Below are 18309 nucleotides of genomic sequence, written 5' to 3' on the forward strand. Positions count from 1 at the left end.
CGGAAAGCCTTGTTGCGCTGTACCAGGAGCAGTTAACTGCGGCTTCGGATATCGTAGGACTGTCTGAGCTGTTCTTCCGGAGCCATTTGGAGCTGGAGACAGAAGCGGCACAGGTGCTTGCAGAACCCCAGGTTCCGGAGGTGCTGTCTGCATTTTTGGCTAAGGTGGAGAGCACAGAAGACTTCACGGCAAGCAATATGGCTGTGCTGATCAAAGAAGTGCAGAAGGAAACAGGCCATAAGGGTAAAGGGCTGTTTATGCCGATTCGTGTCGCCCTGACCGGCCAGACACACGGCCGTGATCTTAACGTGACCATTGCCCTTTTGGGGCGCAATCTGGTTATCGAACGTCTGAAATCTCAAATTAAAGGGGCTTAAGACACCAAAGGCTGCTGTCTAACCCTTGTCAGTCCATTATCTTTTCGCTAAGATAGAAGAATATTATAATAGCTGTGATCAGGAAAAGTACGCGTATCAAAGGACAATTGCCAGAGAGAATAACCGCGGAGGAAATCTTTCTTCCAGGCTGGGAGTTATTCATTTGTCCGGCGCGGAACATGCGCCTGTGAGCTGTGCGGCTGAGCGCCCCCGTCCGGGAGCGTTAGGCCGTGCCGGGACGTTGCCGTTATTAACGCCAAGAGGGATGAGTGCAATCGCAGGCCGGAACAGGATTACGGCGATGACGCATTATCCAAGCAGAGTGGAACCGCGGTTACACGCCTCTGCAGCTTTATGCTGCAGAGGCGTTTTTTGTTGGAATTATAATTTATACACGGCATATGTAAGTGAAGGAATTAGAAAGTGGGCTGGACAATACCTTCCCTTGGCGCACCTGTAAACAGGAGGCGGGGAAGTGAAGAAGAGGGGAAACGTGATGTTTAAGCATATCAAGTCGGACATCCGGGCTGTATTCGACAACGATCCCGCAGCCCGCAGCAGATTCGAGGTTGTTTTCACCTATGCCGGACTTCACGCGATATGGGCTCACAGAATAGCCCACTCCCTTTACACACGCCGATGGTTTACGCTGGCGAGGATCGTCTCCCAAATCAGCAGATTCATGACCGGTGTGGAAATCCATCCCGGCGCCAGGATCGGCAACAGATTATTTATCGACCACGGGATGGGGATTGTCATCGGCGAAACCTGTGAAATCGGTGATGATGTCATCATCTATCAGGGAGTGACCCTTGGCGGAACCGGGAAGGAAAAAGGCAAACGCCATCCGACGGTAGGGAATAATGTGGTAATAGGTTCAGGCGCCAAAGTACTGGGATCGTTCCGGATCGGCGATAATTCCAATATCGGCTCCAATGCGGTCGTACTGCGTGAAGTACCGAATAACAGTACAGTAGTCGGTAATCCCGGCCGTGTAGTCAAACGCAACGGGGAGCGGGTATCGGACCGGCTGGATCATACCAAAATGCCGGATCCGCTGGTAGATTCCCTGCGCTTTCTGCAAAAAGAGATTGAGGAAATCCGCGAGCAGCTAGGCAATGAAGACAAGCAAAAGGCAGAGCAGCGGCGGCTGGAAAGCCAGCAGTACATCGGCGATTATGAAATTTAAGCTTACCGGTACTCGAAAGAATCCGGGGACAACAGAAAGGATTGGGAACAGCATGTCTTTGCAAATTTACAACACTATGGCACGCGCTAAGGAAGTATTCGTGCCTCAGGAGCCAGGCAAGGTGAAAATGTACGTATGCGGACCAACCGTTTACGGCTATATGCATATCGGTAATGCGAGACCGGTTATCGTATTTGATATGGTCCGCAACTACCTGGAAGCACTCGGCAATGAGGTCAGCTATCTGACGAACTTCACCGATGTGGATGACAAAATGATCCGTAAAGCAGAAGAAATGAATATCACTGTAGCTGAGGTTGCGGAAATGTTCATTGCTGCCTACCAGGAGGATCTGATCGGGCTTGGCGTAAAGCCGGCCACGATGAATCCGCGGGTGACGGAGAGTATGGATAAGATTATCGAGTTCATCAAGGAGCTGGAAGAGAAGGGATATGCCTATGAGAACGGAGGGGATGTGTATTACCGTACCGGTAAGTTTGCCGATTACGGCAAGCTGTCCCGCCAGAACCTGGAGGAGCTGCGCTTCGGCATCCGTGTCGAGGTAGATTCCCGCAAGGAAAACCAGGAGGATTTTGTGCTCTGGAAGGCAGCCAAACCGGGTGAGGTACACTGGGCCAGCCCTTGGGGAGAGGGACGTCCCGGCTGGCATATTGAGTGCTCGGCGATGGTGCGCGAATATTTGGGTAAGACTATCGACATCCATGGCGGCGGAGAGGATCTAAAGTTCCCGCACCATGAATGTGAATGTGCACAGACAGAAGCCCTGACAGGTGCGCCGCTGTCGAATTATTGGATGCATAACGCGTTTCTGAATATCGGTGACGAGAAAATGTCGAAATCTCTGGGGAACGGCCTGCTTGTAAAGGATATCCGTGCACGCTTTAAAGCGGGGACTATCCGGTATTTCATGCTCTCCAGCCATTACCGCAATCAGCTAAACTTCACGGAGGAGGCGCTGCTGTCCGCCGAGAAGAGTGCTGAGCGGATCGCGCTCGCAGAGAGCAATGTAAAACATCGGCTTGAGCTTAACCCAGAAGGTACCGGTGAAGCGGCGAGTAGCGCTGTTGCAGAACGTCTGACAGCGATCTTAAGCAATTTCCATGCCAGAATGCAGGATGATTTCAATACACCTGATGCGATTACGGCAGTATTTGACTGGGTTAGCCTTGCCAATCAGACCCTTGCTAAGACTGACGCTTCATCCGCAGATTTTGCGGCGTTGCTGAATACCTTTGCGGAGATGAATGCTGTGCTGCGTCTGACCCCTGAGCTTGAGGCTGAGGTTGCGAGTGAGGAAGTCGAACGTCTTATCGCGGAGCGGGCAGAGGCCCGCAAGAATAAGAATTGGAGCCGCTCCGATGAGATCCGGGACGAGTTGAACAGCCTGGGTATCCTTCTGGAAGATACTCCGCAGGGAATGCGGTGGCGGCGGAAATGAGCGGTGAATTCAAAGTAAACGAAGCCTGGTTTCCATATGAGCCATCCAAGCCGGCCCGGCTGCTCTCACCGATTGTGCTTGCCTATGCGGGGGATGCTATTTATGAGGTGGCTGTGCGCCAGTATCTGATTTCACTGCCCAATCTTCGGCCGAATCATTTGCACCGGACAGCTACGGGGCTGGTCTCCGCCAAAGCGCAGAGTACGATTCTGGCCTATCTTGAGCCTATGCTTACTGACGAGGAGAAGGATATTGCCCGTCAGGGGCGCAATGCCAAATCGGGTACAGTCCCCAAAAATGCGGATGTGCTGGAATACCGCCATGCCACTGCGTTTGAATGTCTGATCGGCCACCTCTATTACACGGGGCAGCAGGCAAGAATCCAAGAACTCGTCCACAGCAGTATTGAGTATATGATGAACCGGCCTAAGTGAGGCCGCGAGCTGATAGAACAGGAGGCATGAACATGGAAGAATTAAAGACAGAAGAGGAAATACTGGCTGGTAAGCATTCGGTGCTTGAAGCACTTCGTGCCGGCCGCACGCTGAACAAGATCTGGATCGCTGAAACTGCCCAGAAGCATTTAACCGCGCCGATTATTGCCGAAGCGCGCAAAGCGGGGATCGTGATCCAGCATGTTGACAAACGGAAGCTCGATCAGCTTGCACCGGGAGTGCAGCATCAGGGGGTAGTTGCACAAGCGGCACCATTCGCGTATGCCGAGGTTGCAGATATTCTGGCTGCTGCAGAGGCAAAAGGGGAACCTCCGTTTCTTATCCTGTTGGATGAAATTGAAGATCCGCATAATCTGGGTTCCATTCTGCGTACCGCAGACTGCACAGGAGTTCATGGTGTAATTGTACCGAAGCGGCGGTCAGCGCAGATTACGGCTACTGTTTCCAAAACATCAGCCGGTGCAGTAGAATATGTTCCGGTAGCACGGGTCACCAACCTGGGTCAAACGATAGACCGGCTTAAGGAACTTGGTGTTTGGGTAGTCGGTACTGATGTTGCCACCGATCAGAATTTGTACGAATCGGATATTTTCACAGGACCGGTAGCTGTTGTGATCGGCAATGAGAATAAAGGGATCGGCCGGTTAATCCGCGAAAAATGCGACATCTTGCTGAAGCTGCCAATGGCCGGCAAGATAAATTCTTTGAATGCATCCGTCGCCGCCGGGGTAATTATGTATGAGGTGCTGCGCCGCCGGCATCAGCAGGGATAGTTATGGCTGACTGGCGCGATGTGCTGCTTGTGGATGGATACAATATGATCGGCGGCTGGCCGGAACTCGCTGCGCTATCGCTGACCGGCATGCAGGGCGCTCGCGACCGGCTGCTGGATATGCTGGCCGATTATCAGGCATTCACGGGGCGGCGCGTTATCGCCGTATTCGATGCTTACCGTGTTCCGGGGCTTGGCCGTTCGTTTGTGCAGGGGAAAGTCCAGGTGGTTTTCACCAAGGAAAAAGAAACTGCAGACGAATGCATCGAGCGGCTAGTGGGAGAGTTCAGCCACCGCCGCAGGCAGATTTATGTGGCAACAAGCGATTTTGTGGAACAGCATGTAATATTTGCCCAAGGGGCGCTAAGGATTTCCGCCAGAGAGCTGAAGCTTGAAATTGAAGAAAATCAAAAACAGGTTAAAAAAGCGATCGAACCCGAGATCATCCGCTCGAAGCGCCATTCCCTGGAAGAAAAGCTTCCTCCGGAAATGCGTAGACGTCTTGAAGACTGGCGCCGGCAATGAAAAACCTATGAATATTCAAGAAGCATTGGCGAAATGCCATAAAATGCTATTGAAGATTGTTTTTGGTCAATAATCGGTTGACGGTATAAGGTAACATAATATATACTGTTCCTATATTTTAGCGAAGTAACGATGTGTCTTGCGTTGCAGCCGGGGGGATTCTTGGTGAGTGTCGACCTCAAGGAAATAATGCTGTCCGAGTATGATTTCATAAGTGATGAAGAAATTGTCGAGATCTTCCGTGGTGGCGACAGTGGCGCATTGGAACATTTAATTAACAAGTACCGTAATTTTGTACGCGCTAAGGCCCGTTCATATTTTCTGATTGGAGCGGACCGGGAAGATATCGTACAGGAAGGCATGATTGGCCTGTATAAGGCGATTCGTGACTTCAAAGGTGACAAGCTCTCTTCCTTCAAAGCGTTTGCAGAGCTCTGCATTACCCGTCAGATTATAACTGCTATTAAGACGGCTACCCGTCAGAAGCATATTCCGCTTAATTCCTATGTATCTTTGGACAAGCCTATCTATGATGAAGACTCGGACCGGACACTGATGGATGTGATCTGCGGTACACAGGTGCTGGATCCCGAAGAACTGATTATTAACCAGGAAGAATTTATCGGACTGGAAGATAAGATGGCGGAGATTCTGAGCGACCTCGAACGCAAGGTTCTGATGCTCTACCTGGATGGAAGATCCTATCAGGAGATTGCAGAAGATTTGAAGCGGCATGTGAAGTCGATCGACAATGCATTGCAACGTGTTAAACGCAAATTGGAAAGATATCTGGAAGTGCGTGACAATTAATGATATACTACTACTTGAAAGGCTCGGACATCGAGTCTTTTTTTAGTGTTTTGGAAATTTCTGTATCATAATGATCCGGGATTTCAGTCGCTAGTTGGTAAGGACAGGTTTATACACAGTCGGAATGCTCCATAATGATAGAGAAAGACAGCGTGCAACGGGCAAAAAGGCAGAACCAAAGACAACGTGCAGCACACGACTACAGAACCCGAAATTACCCGGTGCGGATGGGCAAATCTTTCGTTGACACAGACGTTGACATTATGCTAAAGTGTTTTAGGTAGGCCTAAATTCGCGGGTTTTTTTTAGGATCAATATTTGCGTCTTCTAATTTGATAATTAGAAGGACGTCTTCGGGAGGTGCACATCATGCGGGTAATTATCACTTTGGCTTGTACAAGTTGCAAACAAAGAAACTATGCGACAACCAAAAACAAGCGAAATCACCCCGACCGCTTGGAGATGAAGAAATTTTGCAAGTTCTGTAACGAGCAAACTCCTCATCGCGAAACCAGATAGTCTTTGGAGGTGTAGTCGGCGTGAAACGTAGTTTCAAGTCTTTGTTTTCCTTTTTCACTGAGAGCTGGAGTGAACTCAAAAAAGTTCGCTGGCCTAGTCGTAAAGAACTGAAAAACTATTCGTTGATCGTTCTTGGCACAATTGTTGTTGTTGCTGTTTACTTCTGGGTTCTGGACATCGGTATTTCCGCTGTGATCGAAAGGATTATTTAGAGAGGTCCCAGGTGGCTTGGTATGGAAAAAAGATGGTATGTTGTTCATACCTATTCCGGGTATGAGAATAAGGTTAAGGCCAATTTGGAAAAACGCGTTGAGTCCATGGGCATGGAAGACAAAATATTCCGTGTTCTTGTTCCTATGGAAGAAGAACTGGTAAACAAGGACGGTAAGAAAAAAACCGTCATGCGTAAAGTTTACCCTGGTTACGTTTTGGTTGAAATGGTTCAGACTGATGATTCATGGTATGTTGTCCGCAATACGCCGGGCGTTACCGGTTTTGTTGGTTCGACAGGTTCCGGGTCCAAGCCTACCGCTTTGCTTCCGGAAGAGGTTGAACAAATTCTGAAGCATATGGGCATGGTTGAACCTAAAGCGAAGATTGATTTCGAAATTAAGGAATCCGTACGTATTATGGTTGGTCCCTTTGCGAATTTTGTGGGCTCCGTGGAAGAAATTTTGGCTGATAAGAGCAAGATCAAAGTGCATGTCAACATGTTTGGACGGGAAACCCCGCTGGAGTTGGATTTCACTCAAGTGGAGAAAATATAACAGTAGCAAGGGTTTCTTGTGGGAGAATGCAATAAGCATTCGAATACCACTATTTTTGCAAGGAGGTGTCACTCATGGCTAAAAAAGTTATTAAAATGGTGAAACTGCAGATTCCTGCAGGGAAAGCGAATCCAGCGCCTCCAGTAGGTCCGGCGTTAGGTCAAGCAGGTGTCAACATCATGGCATTCTGTAAGGAATTCAACGCTCGTACAGCTGACCAGGCTGGCCTGATCATCCCGGTTGAAATTACAGTGTTTGAAGACCGTTCCTTTACTTTCATCACTAAAACTCCTCCGGCTGCCGTTCTGCTTCGCATTGCTGCTAAAGTAGAAAAAGGATCCGGTGAACCAAACAAGAAAAAAGTAGCGAAACTCGGCCGCGCAGCGGTTCGTGAAATCGCCGAAACAAAAATGCCCGATCTGAACGCTGCATCTATCGAAGCTGCAATGCGTATGGTTGAAGGTACTGCCCGCAGTATGGGTATCACTATCGAAGACTAATAAGTATTCGATGAAACGGTCATTCATGACCGCAATATGTGGGAGGAATTTCCGCTAACACCACAAAGGAGGAACATTTTCATGGCAAAACATGGTAAGAAATACCAAGAATCTGCTAAGCTGATTAACAGCGAAGCAACTTACGAGCCTTCAGAAGCTGTAGAGCTTGTGAAAAAGGCGGCAACTGCCAAATTCGACGAAACCGTTGAAGCAGCAGTTCGTCTGGGTGTAGACCCGCGTAAACAAGACCAAGCTGTTCGTGGTGTTGTTGTCCTGCCTCACGGCACAGGCAAAACACAACGCGTGCTTGTATTTGCAAAAGGTGAAAAAGCGAAAGAAGCGGAAGCTGCTGGCGCGGACTTTGTAGGCGATCAGGATATGATCAACAAGATCCAACAGGGCTGGTTTGAATTCGACGTCTGCGTAGCTACACCTGATATGATGAGTGAAGTCGGTAAACTCGGCCGTTTGCTCGGTGGTAAAGGCCTTATGCCTAACCCTAAAGCCGGTACAGTTACTTTCGACGTTACCAAGGCTGTGCAAGAAATCAAAGCCGGTAAAATCGAATACCGTCTCGATAAAGCAGGTCAAATTCACGCGCCTATCGGCAAAGTGTCCTTTGCTCCTGAACAATTGAACGAAAACCTTAAAGCCCTCATCGACGCTTTGAACCGTGCGAAACCAGCTGCTGCTAAAGGTGTATACCTTAAAGGCATCGCAATTTCGTCCACTATGGGACCAAGCGCTCGCGTGAACGCAGCTGCATTCAGATAAATAAAGGTTGACTCTGAGAGTCATCTTTGATATTCTGTAACAGTTGTGAACATTAAGGTGATCATTCTTGAACTTGAATATGCTTACCGTAGACAGTAGGTGCCGCAAGGCTTAATTTCCTACCGAGGTGTTGTGATAGAAATAAGAAGTGCTAGGCGCTTGCCTGAGTAACTTTCCTTTTATCAAGCCTTCGTGAATCTGCGGAGGCTTTTCTAATGCCTGCGTAGGAACGGCGGGGATTTTTCGGAAGAGACGCCGTCACATAAATTTCCAGGAGGTGTATACAATTGGCAAATGCAAAAGTAATCCAAGCTAAACAGGATGCGGTGGATGTTGTAACCGGCAAACTGCAGAACAGTATTTCTACTGTTGTTGCGGACTACCGCGGATTGAACGTTTCCCAAGTGACTGAACTGCGCAAGCAGCTGCGTGAAGCTGGCGTTGATTTTCAAGTCCTGAAGAACACATTGGTTCGCCGCGCAACTGCTGCGGCTGAATTGACTGATCTGGACGCTGTCCTGACTGGTCCTACAGCAATCGCGTTCAGTGAAACTGATGCGGTAGTAGCAGCCAAAATCTTGAACGACTTCGCTAAGAAGAACGACGCTCTGAAACTGAAAGGCGGCGTTGTAGAAGGCAAAGTTATCGATGCGGACCAACTGAAGGCACTGGCTGAACTGCCATCCCGCGATGGTTTGCTCTCCATGCTGCTTAGCGTGCTTCAAGCTCCAATCCGCAACTTCGCGCTTGCAGTTAAGGCTGTTGCTGAGAAGGAAGAACAAAGCGCGTAAGCCTTTGATTCTAGTATCATAATCATTACCACAAATAAATTTAAATATAAAATGGAGGTTCAATCATGAGCAAAGAAACAATTTTGGAAGAAATTAAAGGCATGAGCGTATTGGAACTGAACGACCTGGTTAAAGCAATCGAAGAAGAATTCGGCGTAACTGCAGCAGCTCCAGTAGCAGCTGGCGGCGCAGTAGCAGCAGTAGAAGAAGAACAATCCGAGTTCGACGTAATCTTGACAAGCGCTGGCGCTTCCAAGATCAACGTTATCAAGATCGTTCGCGAAATCACAGGCCTGGGCTTGAAAGAAGCTAAAGACCTCGTAGACAACGCTCCAAAAGCAATCAAAGAAAAAGTAAGCAAAGAAGAAGCCGAAGCTACCAAAGCAAAATTGGAAGAAGCAGGCGCAGCTGTAGAAGTGAAGTAATTCGCTTCCATAAAGTAATGCCCCGGAAGGAAGAAGTTCTTTTCGGTTCTAGCAACCCCCTTGAACTTGTTCAAGGGGGTTGCTCTATAAACACACCTTCACTTAAAGGAAAAGGGAGGATTCTATGTCGCAGCATTATTACTCGCAGCAGCCCGAAGTGCGTCATGACAGACGGACAATCGATACGGTGCTAAGAGGGAAAAGCCTCCGCTTTACCAGCGACGCCGGTGTTTTTTCAAAAGGGGATATCGATCACGGAAGCCGTGTTCTGATTGAAGCGATGGAAATTCCGGATGGTTCGGCAGTACTGGATGTAGGCTGCGGATATGGCCCCATTGGGATCAGCGCGGCGGTTCTTGCTCCCAAAGGACATGTCACAATGATTGATATCAATGCTCGTGCGGCCCAGCTTGCCCGGGAGAACGCCCAGAATAACGGAATTCGTAATGTTACTGTTATGGAAAGTGATGTACTGGCCGCGGTGCAGGGGCAGAAGTTCGATGTGATTCTCACCAATCCTCCGATCCGTGCAGGTAAAGCTGTAGTACATCAAATTTTTGAACAGGCGTATGAGCATTTGAATGAGGGCGGAACACTGTGGATTGTTATTCAGAAGAAGCAGGGCGCACCTTCAGCGGTGGCTAAACTGGAAAGCTTGTTTTCGGTTGTGGAAGAAGTGGGGAAAGACAAAGGCTATCGCATTATTCGGGCACAGAAAACAGTGGATTAGTCATTGACATGTGCTCCGGATAGTGTTATTATTATAAAATGTCAGTATTAAGATAGGCTCCATGTCTTTAGTTTGCTGAAATGTCAAGTGATATATTGTCGCCGGCAAGCGCAAGCCGTTCGGCAAGTTTGTGCGAATTCCGTTGTCTATGTTACTGTCACGGCGAAGGTCGCCGGGATAATAGGTAATAGCGCATAAACTGTTGCTTGGTGACGTATAATACGTACGTTTTGGGCAAATCTACTGGATAAGGAGTATTTTGGCCATGGATAGATGCGCTCTTTTTTCGAAGATTTCGATAAGGGCTTTTCTTTATTTATGGTCGAATCCTTATGTTATGGTTCCATTATACGGGTCCAAACAAGGGTTCGCAATCAATTTTTAAGTGAGTAGACATGAGGGGTGAGTAAAGTTGGCAGGACATCTTGTTCAGTATGGTCGACGCACTCGGCGGAGCTATGCGAGAATTAACGAGGTACTCGAGGTCCCGAACCTGATCGAGATCCAACAAAAATCTTACGATTGGTTTTTGGAGGAAGGATTGCGGGAAATGTTCCAGGACATCTCGCCGATCCAGGATTTCACAGGTAATTTGGTGCTTGAGTTCATTGATTACAGCCTGGGTGAACCGAAATATACGGTTGACGACGCTAAAGAGCGGGACGTGACTTATGCGGCTCCTCTGCGGGTGAAGGTACGGCTCATTAATAAGGAGACCGGTGAGGTCAAAGAGCAGGAAGTGTTCATGGGAGATTTCCCGCTGATGACGGAGACCGGCACTTTTATTATCAATGGTGCGGAACGGGTTATTGTCAGCCAGTTGGTTCGCTCTCCAAGCGTCTATTTCAGCACGAAAGTGGATAAGAACGGCAAGAAAACCTACACCGCCACAGTAATTCCAAACCGCGGAGCCTGGCTGGAGCTTGAAACGGATGCTAAGGACATCATGTATGTCCGTATCGACCGTACACGTAAAATTCCGGTTACTGTGCTTTTGCGTGCTCTTGGTTTCGGTAGTGATGCCGAAATTCTGGAACTGCTTGGTAATGATGAATATATTCGCAATACGCTGGATAAAGACAACACGGACTCTACGGAAAAAGCGCTTATCGAAATTTACGAGCGACTCCGTCCGGGTGAACCTCCTACCCTTGACAATGCCAAGAGCCTTTTGGTTGCACGCTTCTTTGATCCGAAGCGCTATGACCTGGCCAACGTTGGCCGTTACAAAATCAACAAAAAACTGCACATCAAGAATCGTCTGTTCAATCAGCGACTGGCTCAGCCATTGGTTGATGAATCCACAGGAGAAATCCTGGCGGAATCCGGTCAAATGGTTGACCGCCGTCTGCTTGATGAGCTGATCCCTTACTTCGAAAAGAACGTTGCTGCTAAGAACTACCGTGTAACAGGCGGAGTTATGGACAGCGAAGACATCCCGCTGCAGACTATCGACGTCTTCTCGCCGATTGAAGAAGGACGGGTTATCAAGCTGATTGCCAACGGCAACATCGACAAGTCGGTCAAGCATATTACCCAGGCTGATATTATCTCCTCAATCAGCTACTTTATTAATTTGCTGCACGGTATCGGCAACACCGATGATATCGACCACTTGGGTAACCGCCGCCTGCGTTCGGTAGGTGAATTGCTGCAGAACCAATTCCGTATTGGTTTGTCCCGTATGGAGCGCGTAGTGCGCGAGAGAATGTCGATTCAGGATGCCAACGCGATTACGCCGCAGGCACTGATTAACATACGTCCCGTTATCGCCTCCATCAAAGAGTTCTTCGGCAGTTCGCAGCTGTCCCAGTTTATGGACCAGACGAACCCGCTTGCTGAACTTACGCACAAACGCCGTCTATCGGCACTCGGACCCGGCGGTCTGACCCGTGAACGCGCAGGCTTTGAAGTCCGCGACGTACATCACAGTCACTATGGCCGTATGTGTCCAATCGAAACACCGGAAGGCCCGAACATCGGTTTGATCAACTCCTTGTCCACCTTTGCCCGCATCAATGAGTATGGCTTTATCGAAGCTCCATACCGTTGGGTGGATCCAAAGACCGGTAAGGTTACTGAACAGATTGATTATCTGACCGCGGATGAAGAAGATAACTATGTAGTTGCCCAGGCGAATGTACTGATCGATGAAGATGGTTCTTTCAAAGAAGAACAGGTTATCGTTCGTTACAATAAGGACTCAGACAACATTACTACAATGCCTAGTAATCGTGTTGACTACATGGACGTTTCGCCAAAACAGGTTGTATCGGTCGCTACGGCGCTCATTCCGTTCCTTGAGAACGATGACTCCAACCGCGCACTGATGGGATCGAACATGCAGCGTCAGGCTGTTCCGCTCCTGATTCCGAAGGCTCCGCTTGTCGGCACAGGCATGGAACATAAATCCGCTAAGGATTCCGGCGTATGTATTGTTTCCAAGTATGACGGTATTATCGAACGTTCGTCGGCCAATGAAATTTGGCTGCGCCGTGTTGAAGCTGTCGAAGGCAAGGAAGTTAAAGGCGATATCGTTAAATATAAATTACACAAATTTATGCGTTCGAACCAAGGTACCTGTATTAACCAACGTCCGCTGGCAAAAAGAGGGGACATTGTTAAGAAAGGTGACATCCTGGCAGACGGTCCTTCCACAGAAATGGGCGAATTGGCTCTGGGCCGCAACGTAGTCGTTGCGTTCATGACGTGGGAAGGTTACAACTACGAGGATGCGATCCTGCTGAGTGAGAAGCTGGTTAAGGAAGATGTATACACTTCGATTCACATCGAGGAATACGAATCCGAAGCCCGCGACACGAAGCTGGGACCTGAAGAGATCACGCGTGATATTCCGAATGTGGGCGAAGAAGCTCTGCGCAATCTTGACGAGCGCGGCATCATCCGCATTGGTGCGGAAATCAACGCTGGCGACATTCTGGTTGGTAAAGTTACTCCGAAGGGCGTAACGGAACTGACTGCTGAAGAACGCCTGCTGCATGCAATCTTTGGTGAGAAGGCACGTGAAGTGCGCGACACCTCACTTCGTGTTCCACATGGTAGTGATGGTATTATCGTTGACGTTAAAGTATTCACCCGTGAGAACGGCGATGAGCTGCCTCCTGGCGTGAATCAGCTGGTTCGTGTCTATATCGCTCAGAAACGTAAGATCTCTGAGGGGGATAAGATGGCCGGACGTCACGGTAACAAGGGTGTCGTTGCCCGTATCCTTCCAGAAGAAGATATGCCGTTCCTTCCGGACGGTACTCCGGTACAGGTTGTCCTGAACCCGCTGGGCGTACCATCGCGTATGAACATCGGCCAGGTGCTGGAGGTTCATATTGGTATGGCGGCACTGCAGCTTGGTATTCACGTAGCTACTCCGGTATTCGATGGAGCCCGTGAGAACGACGTGTTTGACACAATGGAAGAAGCCGGCATGCAGCGTAATGGTAAGACAGTGCTCTATGATGGCCGTACAGGCGAGCGCTTCGAGCGTGAAGTTACTGTCGGTGTCATGCACATGATCAAACTGGCGCACATGGTTGATGATAAGATTCATGCCCGCTCCACAGGACCTTACTCACTCGTTACGCAGCAGCCACTCGGCGGTAAAGCCCAGTTCGGCGGACAGCGCTTCGGGGAGATGGAAGTATGGGCGCTTGAAGCTTACGGTGCTGCATATACACTGCAAGAGATTTTGACTGTGAAGTCCGATGATGTGGTCGGCCGTGTGAAAACGTACGAATCCATTGTCAAAGGCGAAAATGTTCCAGAACCGGGTGTTCCGGAATCGTTCAAGGTACTCATCAAGGAACTGCAGTCGCTTGGTATGGATGTCAAAATCCTCAGCGGCGACGAACAGGAGATCGAGATGAAGGAACTGGATGATGAAGACGAGACGTCAGGCGACAAGCTGAGCCTCAATTTGGAAGGCGCGGAAGTCGGAATCGAGTAGTTGGTAAGCAAACACACAAATTTCATCTAAAAAGGACCGTGCCCTCTTTTGATCCGACGATCAAGGGAGGGCCTCCGGTACTAAATCAGGATATAGGTTAAGGAGGGTTGCTCCTTGTTGGACGTTAACAATTTTGAATTTATGAAAATCGGGCTTGCTTCTCCGGAAAAAATTCGTTCTTGGTCCCGCGGAGAAGTAAAAAAACCGGAAACCATTAACTATCGTACGTTGAAACCGGAAAAAGAAGGCCTTTTCTGCGAGCGCATTTTTGGACCGCAAAAAGACTGGGAATGTCACTGTGGTAAATACAAACGCGTCCGTTATAAGGGCGTTGTCTGCGACCGCTGCGGCGTGGAAGTTACCCGCGCTAAAGTCCGCCGCGAACGTATGGGCCATATTGAGCTGGCAGCTCCGGTATCTCATATCTGGTACTTCAAGGGTATTCCTAGCCGTATGGGTCTGGCTCTGGACATGTCCCCAAGATCGCTTGAAGAGATTATCTACTTCGCATCTTATGTTGTAACTGATCCGGGTGAAACACCGCTGGAGAAGAAACAGCTGCTGTCCGAGAAAGAATACCGCAGCTACCGTGAGAAATACGGCTACGGGTTCCAGGCGGGTATGGGTGCTGAGGCAGTTAAAAAGCTGCTCCAGGATATCGACATCGAAAAAGAATTGGAATTCCTCAAGGAAGAGCTGCGTACGGCTCAAGGCCAACGCCGCAACCGGGCAATCAAACGTCTTGAAGTCATTGAAGCCTTCCGCAACTCCGGCAACAAGCCTGACTGGATGATCATGGATGTACTTCCGGTAATCCCTCCGGAACTTCGCCCAATGGTTCAACTGGATGGCGGCCGTTTTGCTACATCTGACCTTAATGACTTGTACCGCCGTGTAATTAACCGGAACAACCGTCTGAAAAGACTGCTTGATCTGGGTGCTCCTGATATTATCGTGCAGAATGAAAAACGGATGCTTCAGGAAGCTGTCGATGCACTGATCGACAACGGCCGCCGTGGCCGTCCTGAAACAGGTCCTGGTAACCGTCCGCTTAAATCGCTCAGCCATATGCTGAAGGGTAAACAAGGACGCTTCCGTCAGAACTTGCTCGGTAAACGTGCTGACTACTCCGGACGTTCCGTTATCGTTGTAGGACCATATCTGAAGATGTACCAATGCGGACTTCCGAAGAAAATGGCTCTGGAGCTCTTCAAACCGTTCGTAATGAAAGAACTGGTTAACAAAGGCCTTGCCCATAACATCAAGAGCGCAAAACGTAAAGTTGAGCGTGTAAGTCCTGAAGTATGGGATGTACTTGAAGAAGTAATCAGAGAGCATCCGGTTCTGCTGAACCGTGCCCCTACGCTGCACAGACTCGGTATTCAAGCCTTTGAACCGATCCTGGTAGAAGGTCATGCTATCCGTCTTCACCCGCTCGTATGTACGGCTTACAACGCCGACTTTGACGGTGACCAAATGGCGGTGCACGTTCCTCTGTCAGCTGAAGCTCAAGCTGAAGCACGTCTCCTGATGCTGGCATCCGGTAACATCCTTAACCCTAAGGACGGCAAGCCGGTTGTTACTCCTTCCCAGGATATGGTCCTTGGTACGTTCTATCTGACCATGGATAACAAGGAAGAAAAGGGCACAGGCATGATTCTGCGTACCGTGAACGAAGCTGTTTCAGCTTACCAGCGCGGAACTGCGGGATTGCACGCACGTGTAGCTATTCCGGTTAAAGCATTGGGTAAGACCAGCTTTACGGAAGCGCAGCAAGGCGCAATGCTAATCACAACTGTCGGTAAAATTATCTTTAACGAAATTTATCCGAGCAGTTTCCCTTACATCAACGAAGCTACCAAAACGAACCTGCTGCAAGGTACACCTGAGAAATACTTTATCTACGAAAAAGGTGCGGATATCCGCGAGGCTATCATGAATGCTCCGGAAGCAAGCGCCGTAGGTAAGGAATATCTGGGACTGATCATTGCACGCTGCTTCGAGACTTACCATACAACCAAGACATCCATGATCCTGGATAGAATCAAGCAGCTCGGCTTCACGTATTCCACACGGTCCGGTGTTACTGTTGCCGTATCCGACGTTATCGTGCCAGAAGAGAAGGCTACTATTCTGAAAGAATCCGAAGCTAAGGTCGATGTGGTTGCTAACCAGTATCGCCGTGGTCTGATTACCAATGACGAGCGGTATGACCGCGTTATTGAAATCTGGTCGAAGACGAAGGATGATCTTACCAATGTCCTGCTGAAATCGATGGACCGCTTCAACTCTATCATGCTCATGGTTGATTCCAAGGCGCGTGGTAACAAATCGCAGATCACCCAGCTGGGCGGTATGCGTGGACTGATGGCAACACCTTCAGGCCGGATTTTCGAGTTGCCGATCAAAGCGAACTTCCGTGAAGGTCTGACGGTCCTCGAGTACTTTATCTCCACCCACGGAGCGCGTAAAGGTCTGGCCGATACAGCGCTGCGTACTGCGGATTCCGGTTACCTGACCCGCCGTCTCGTAGACGTGGCTCAAGACGTAATCGTCCGTGAAGAGGATTGCGGAACTGATAAAGGATTTATGGTTAGCCGTATTCAGGATGGTAAAGAAGTTATCGAAGATCTGTATGACCGTATTGAAGGCCGTTACTCCTTTGAAACTGTCCGTCATCCGGAAACGAAGGAAATCATCGTTCACCGCAACGATCTGATTGACTCCGACAAAGCTGAAGAGATTGTTAACGCTGGTGTAACCAAGCTGCAAATCCGCTCTGTACTGAGCTGCCGTGCCCGTCACGGGGTCTGCAAAAAATGCTACGGACGTAACCTGGCAACAGGTAAATTCGTGGAAATCGGTGAAGCTGTCGGCATTATCGCCGCACAATCCATCGGTGAGCCGGGAACCCAGCTTACCATGCGTACGTTCCATACCGGGGGTGTTGCCGGTGATGACATCACGCAAGGTTTGCCGCGTATCCAAGAGTTGTTTGAAGCCCGTAACCCTAAAGGTCAGGCGACAATCAGTGAAATTGATGGGGTAATCAAGGAAATCCGCGAAACCAAAGACCGCCGCGAAATCGAGGTTCAAGGGGAAGCTGAGTCCAAGACTTATTCCATCACTTATGGTTCGCGTCTGCGTGTCTCTGAAGGCCAGGAGATTGAAGCTGGGGATGAACTGACAGACGGTTCGATCGACCCTAAAGAAATGCTGCGTATCAAAGGGATCCGTGGGGTACAGAACTACATTCTGCAAGAAGTACAGCGTGTATACCGTAACCAGGGCGTAGAAATCAATGATAAGCACATTGAAGTTATGATCAAGCAGATGCTTCGCAAAATCCGTATTATCGACGCCGGGGATACCAATCTCCTGCCAGGAGCTTTTGCGGACATTCATGAATATGAAGCAGCCAACAAAGAAGCTATTCTTTCTGGTAATGAACCTGCGGTGGCCAAACCGGTACTGCTGGGTATCACCAAGGCATCCCTGGAGACGGACTCCTTCCTGTCTGCGGCATCCTTCCAAGAAACTACACGTGTCCTGACCGATGCAGCAATCAAGGGTAAAGTCGATAAGCTACTGGGATTGAAAGAAAATGTTATCATCGGTAAGCTGATCCCTGCAGGTACAGGGATGAACCGCTACCGTAATGTAAAGCTGAGCGATCCGAATGCACAGAGCGAGCAAGAAGCTCTAGAGACGGTTCCGGCTGAATAATTAAATAATCATAGCAGGCAGATCCCGCATCACGGCTCTTAATCGTCCGTGATGCGGCTGAATGCTGTGAATATTAATAATTTCTTTTGCCGATTATCTTGACATCAATTGCTGATAATGCTAATATGTCTAAGGTGCGTGAGTGGCCTTGTGATTCTTGTTCATTGGAGGTAATGATTTATTATGACTGATGATAGAGGACTGCAGGATGCTCAGGTCAAGATCGGTACCAAACAAACCGTTAAGGCGGTAGAGTTGGGCCAAGCCGCAGAAGTCTATGTGGCAGAGGACGGAGATCAACGGCTTACTTCCAGAATTGTTTTGCTTTGTGACAAACAAGGCGTGGAGGTCACTTATGTGGACACGATGCTGAATTTGGGCAAAGCTTGCGGTATAGAAGTTGGTGCTGCTATGGCAGCCGTCTTAAAACAATAGCGTGAGAAACGTTTTTGTACCGGGGGTACACTTCGGCAGCAAAGACTTTTCATTTGTCTTTTTATGAACCACCTGGGTCTGTGGACTTAATGTTCGT

Annotated in this window: 17 protein-coding genes, 1 pseudogene and 1 other annotated feature; all 18 genes and pseudogenes read left to right on the forward strand. The window is 49.1% G+C overall.

What is annotated here, in order from left to right; all coding sequences use genetic code 11:
• A pseudogene (locus AQR02_RS29965) lies at positions 1–377 on the forward strand (glutamate--tRNA ligase); the annotation flags it as partial.
• 496 nt (positions 378–873) lie between these two features.
• Positions 874–1566: a serine O-acetyltransferase gene (gene cysE / locus AQR02_RS29970; RefSeq protein ID WP_054943998.1), complete on the forward strand. Its 693-nt coding sequence runs from the start codon at positions 874–876 to the stop codon at positions 1564–1566.
• Between the two features lie 52 nt (positions 1567–1618).
• Complete coding sequence (gene cysS, locus AQR02_RS29975; protein ID WP_054943999.1) at positions 1619–3025, forward strand: cysteine--tRNA ligase; 1407 nt, start codon at positions 1619–1621, stop codon at positions 3023–3025.
• The gene (locus AQR02_RS29980) at positions 3022–3459 is read left to right on the forward strand and encodes a Mini-ribonuclease 3 (RefSeq protein WP_054943956.1); all 438 of its coding nucleotides are present in this window, start codon (positions 3022–3024) and stop codon (positions 3457–3459) included. Before cysS ends, AQR02_RS29980 begins: the two co-directional genes overlap by 4 nt.
• Positions 3460–3491: 32 nt before the next feature.
• On the forward strand, positions 3492–4253 hold the full coding sequence (gene rlmB / locus AQR02_RS29985; RefSeq protein WP_054943957.1) for a 23S rRNA (guanosine(2251)-2'-O)-methyltransferase RlmB: 762 nt from the start codon (positions 3492–3494) through the stop codon (positions 4251–4253).
• Positions 4254–4255: 2 nt separating this feature from the next.
• Positions 4256–4777: an NYN domain-containing protein gene (locus AQR02_RS29990; protein ID WP_054943958.1), complete on the forward strand. Its 522-nt coding sequence runs from the start codon at positions 4256–4258 to the stop codon at positions 4775–4777.
• Between the two features lie 165 nt (positions 4778–4942).
• Positions 4943–5587: an RNA polymerase sporulation sigma factor SigH gene (sigH, locus tag AQR02_RS29995; protein ID WP_019908203.1), complete on the forward strand. Its 645-nt coding sequence runs from the start codon at positions 4943–4945 to the stop codon at positions 5585–5587.
• 369 nt (positions 5588–5956) lie between these two features.
• Positions 5957–6106, forward strand: coding sequence for a 50S ribosomal protein L33 (gene rpmG, locus AQR02_RS31720; RefSeq protein WP_074086515.1), 150 nt, complete (start codon positions 5957–5959; stop codon positions 6104–6106).
• Between the two features lie 20 nt (positions 6107–6126).
• Positions 6127–6318 (forward strand): preprotein translocase subunit SecE, encoded by a 192-nt coding sequence (gene secE, locus AQR02_RS30000; protein ID WP_054943959.1) that lies wholly within the window; start codon positions 6127–6129, stop codon positions 6316–6318.
• Positions 6319–6339: 21 nt separating this feature from the next.
• Positions 6340–6873 (forward strand): transcription termination/antitermination protein NusG, encoded by a 534-nt coding sequence (nusG, locus tag AQR02_RS30005; protein ID WP_020427084.1) that lies wholly within the window; start codon positions 6340–6342, stop codon positions 6871–6873.
• 74 nt (positions 6874–6947) lie between these two features.
• Positions 6948–7373: a 50S ribosomal protein L11 gene (gene rplK / locus AQR02_RS30010; protein ID WP_020427083.1), complete on the forward strand. Its 426-nt coding sequence runs from the start codon at positions 6948–6950 to the stop codon at positions 7371–7373.
• 81 nt (positions 7374–7454) lie between these two features.
• Positions 7455–8147, forward strand: coding sequence for a 50S ribosomal protein L1 (gene rplA, locus AQR02_RS30015; protein WP_054943960.1), 693 nt, complete (start codon positions 7455–7457; stop codon positions 8145–8147).
• Positions 8148–8215: 68 nt separating this feature from the next.
• Positions 8216–8370: a sequence feature (ribosomal protein L10 leader region), on the forward strand.
• Positions 8371–8434: 64 nt separating this feature from the next.
• On the forward strand, positions 8435–8938 hold the full coding sequence (gene rplJ, locus AQR02_RS30020; RefSeq protein ID WP_054943961.1) for a 50S ribosomal protein L10: 504 nt from the start codon (positions 8435–8437) through the stop codon (positions 8936–8938).
• 65 nt (positions 8939–9003) lie between these two features.
• Positions 9004–9363, forward strand: a complete 360-nt coding sequence (rplL, locus tag AQR02_RS30025) for a 50S ribosomal protein L7/L12 (RefSeq protein ID WP_054943962.1) — start codon at positions 9004–9006, stop codon at positions 9361–9363.
• Between the two features lie 124 nt (positions 9364–9487).
• Positions 9488–10093 (forward strand): class I SAM-dependent methyltransferase, encoded by a 606-nt coding sequence (locus tag AQR02_RS30030; protein WP_054943963.1) that lies wholly within the window; start codon positions 9488–9490, stop codon positions 10091–10093.
• Positions 10094–10505: 412 nt separating this feature from the next.
• Positions 10506–14051, forward strand: a complete 3546-nt coding sequence (gene rpoB / locus AQR02_RS30035; protein WP_054943964.1) for a DNA-directed RNA polymerase subunit beta — start codon at positions 10506–10508, stop codon at positions 14049–14051.
• 114 nt (positions 14052–14165) lie between these two features.
• On the forward strand, positions 14166–17777 hold the full coding sequence (rpoC, locus tag AQR02_RS30040; RefSeq protein WP_054943965.1) for a DNA-directed RNA polymerase subunit beta': 3612 nt from the start codon (positions 14166–14168) through the stop codon (positions 17775–17777).
• A 183-nt stretch (positions 17778–17960) separates the two neighbouring features.
• The gene (locus tag AQR02_RS30045) at positions 17961–18212 is read left to right on the forward strand and encodes a ribosomal L7Ae/L30e/S12e/Gadd45 family protein (RefSeq protein ID WP_054943966.1); all 252 of its coding nucleotides are present in this window, start codon (positions 17961–17963) and stop codon (positions 18210–18212) included.
• Positions 18213–18309 lie beyond the last annotated feature (97 nt).

The sequence above is a fragment of the Paenibacillus ihuae genome (assembly GCF_001368795.1).
GTDB lineage: Bacteria > Bacillota > Bacilli > Paenibacillales > Paenibacillaceae > Paenibacillus_AQ > Paenibacillus_AQ ihuae.

Coding starts and splice junctions, on each gene's coding strand:
- AQR02_RS29980 (WP_054943956.1), top strand. CDS start 3,022: ATGAGCGGTGAATTCAAAGTAAACGAAGCCTGGTTTCCATATGAGCCA.
- rplA (WP_054943960.1), top strand. CDS start 7,455: ATGGCAAAACATGGTAAGAAATACCAAGAATCTGCTAAGCTGATTAAC.
- AQR02_RS30030 (WP_054943963.1), top strand. CDS start 9,488: ATGTCGCAGCATTATTACTCGCAGCAGCCCGAAGTGCGTCATGACAGA.
- cysE (WP_054943998.1), top strand. CDS start 874: ATGTTTAAGCATATCAAGTCGGACATCCGGGCTGTATTCGACAACGAT.
- nusG (WP_020427084.1), top strand. CDS start 6,340: ATGGAAAAAAGATGGTATGTTGTTCATACCTATTCCGGGTATGAGAAT.
- AQR02_RS29990 (WP_054943958.1), top strand. CDS start 4,256: ATGGCTGACTGGCGCGATGTGCTGCTTGTGGATGGATACAATATGATC.
- rplL (WP_054943962.1), top strand. CDS start 9,004: ATGAGCAAAGAAACAATTTTGGAAGAAATTAAAGGCATGAGCGTATTG.
- AQR02_RS30045 (WP_054943966.1), top strand. CDS start 17,961: ATGACTGATGATAGAGGACTGCAGGATGCTCAGGTCAAGATCGGTACC.
- rlmB (WP_054943957.1), top strand. CDS start 3,492: ATGGAAGAATTAAAGACAGAAGAGGAAATACTGGCTGGTAAGCATTCG.
- rpmG (WP_074086515.1), top strand. CDS start 5,957: ATGCGGGTAATTATCACTTTGGCTTGTACAAGTTGCAAACAAAGAAAC.
- rplK (WP_020427083.1), top strand. CDS start 6,948: ATGGCTAAAAAAGTTATTAAAATGGTGAAACTGCAGATTCCTGCAGGG.
- cysS (WP_054943999.1), top strand. CDS start 1,619: ATGTCTTTGCAAATTTACAACACTATGGCACGCGCTAAGGAAGTATTC.